General features: G+C 71.2%; 1 protein-coding gene. It reads right to left on the bottom strand.

Going from position 1 to position 2355, the window contains the following annotated elements; genetic code table 11:
- Positions 1-279 precede the first annotated feature (279 nt).
- On the bottom strand, positions 280-2355 hold a 2076-nt coding region (locus L0H79_RS21950), incomplete at its 5' end, for a hypothetical protein (RefSeq protein ID WP_301486895.1).

A 2355-nucleotide genomic window follows, 5' to 3' on the forward strand; every position in this document is an offset into this window, starting at 1 on the left:
GGATCGAGAGTGCACTTCCCCTCATCGAGAGTGCACTTGTCGGGATCGAGAGTGCACTTCCCCTCATCGAGAGTGCACTTGTCGGGATCGAGAGTGCGCTTGTCCACGGCGCACGGGCACTGTCGATCGGAACTACTGCACTGTCGATCAGGACTGAGGCACTGTCGATCAGGACTGAGGCACTGTCGATCAGGACTGAGGCACTGTCGATCAGGACTGAGGCACTGTCGATCGGAACTACTGCACTGTCGATCAGGACTGAGGCACTGTCGATCGGGGTCAGGACAGGCGGCGGTCGCCGTGCCGCGTGACCGGGCCGAGTCGCACCTCGATCAAGGTGTGCTGCATCGATGCGGCGATGACCCCCGGCACGACGAAGATCGCCGAGACCGGCGGGATGGCGATCCCCGAGTCGTTGGTGAGCAGCCCGATCATCGCCATCACGACGACGCCGACCAGGCCGATCCGCAGCAAGGGTGCGTCCCTGCACAGCCGCGCGAACGCACCGGTCCCGAGCAGTCCGGGCCGCACCACGACCACGATGAACGGGATGAGCGCCGCCACGCACACGACGAACAGGACCGGCATCGAGACGCCGAGCTCGATATTGGCCAGGAGCTTGCGCCAGATGATGGGCCACGCGTCACCGTCGATGAGCGACTGGACGAACCGGCCGGGATGGGCCCGCTCAGCGGGGGGCCGGAGCCAGTCGAGCCACGAGACGAGCCCGACGACGACGACCGCAGCCACCGCGACGAGCACGAGGTTGCGTACCGACACTCGCAGCCCGGAGACGGCGATGAGCAGGATCCCGAGGGCCGGCACGAGGGCGAGCGGCCCACCGAAGTCGGCTCCCCACGCGGGCAGCACGTCGACGGCCACGGCGACGACCGAGACGACGGCCACCGCGGTGCCCGCAAGACGCTGCTCGCCCCGTCTCGTCAGGGCGTGCCCGAGTCCGGCGCAGAGGACCAGCACGGCCGTGCCGTAGAGCGCGAAGGCGACGTTGCCCATGCCGTAGAACCGGCCGCCGACCAGCGGCTGGAGCCCGAAGATCGAGGCGACCTGCAGGTTCGAGCCGGTGACCAGGTCGACAGCGATGACGCCTACCGTGGCCGCCGAGACGGCCGAGAGCGGGCCGAGCGCCGACCCCCCCCACGGCCCTTGCGCGGCGATGGCGGCGAGGACGACGGCGATGAGCAGGACGAGGGCGGTGAAGACCGCCACGAGCGACCACGCCCCGTCCGAGACCCGCCACCACGGGACGATGTTGGCCAGGAACGTCGCGGCCGGCATCGCAGCGCTGACCAGCCCGACGACCACAGCCCCCTGGGCCACCCGCAGCCGGGACGAGGTCGTCGCCCTCGCCTGCCCCCGGTGCCAGGCGACGGCGAGCGCGATGAGGAGCAGCACTGCCACGCCGAGCCACAGGACGAGGAACGGCACCTCGATGACCTGTTTCGCGACCGACTTCGCGTCGAGGTCGGTCAGGAGGGTCAGCCGGCCCGCCGCCGTGGCCGCGCCCTCGTCCGCCGAGGGTATGACGCTGAGCGGCCTGCCACCGATCTCCTGCACCGGGTGCACGCCGCCTCCGGCCAGGATCGTCGCGGTGACATCGGACAGCTGAGCCAGCCCGGTTATCCGGGTCGAGGCGGAGGTGAGCAGGCCCGGGGGATAGTGGGGTCCCGTCGCCGCGAGAATGTGTAGCCGCGCCCGATGGTCTCGGTCCGCAGTCCCCACGACGACGATGTCTGCCCCGTTCGGCGCGGCCTCGACGACCTGACTGACCCGACGGTCGAGAGCACCCAGCTGCCCGGCCTGGCGCTCGGGATCGAGGCCGGTCTGCAGTAGCGACCCGACGTCGACGAGTGAGACGGGACATCGGGCCAGGTCAGAGCCGAGGGTGGTGCCGGAGAAGGGCGAGTAGCGCGCCACCTGACCGTCCGATGTCGCCGCGGCCAGGGCGGCGCCCGGCCCGACGGCCTGCACACAGGTCCCCGCGCGGTCGAAGCTGTCGCCGAGCAGCCCGAGCGCGGCGGCATACGGGCCTTCGGCGGAGGCGCGCGCGATCGCTGGGAAGCCGACGACGTGCCACCCCGTCGAGTCGTCGCCGACGACCTTGGGCAGGGGTGCACAGTCGGGTCGAGCGGCGGACGCGGGGACCCCGGCCGCCTCCCCGGCGCCGAGGGTCGCCCACCCGTCGGTCGGGCACGTGGTCGGGTGCATGGCCTTGGTGGACACGGACGCTGCCGAGCCGTCGCGGAGCATCCCCCAGAGGGTTGGGGTGGTGCTCGCGGTGACGCCACGCCACGCCACGCCGCCGACGCCGAGGACGACGAGGGACTGTCCCGACCG

The organism is Intrasporangium sp., assembly GCF_030452765.1.
Classification (GTDB): Bacteria; Actinomycetota; Actinomycetes; order Actinomycetales; family Dermatophilaceae; genus Intrasporangium_A.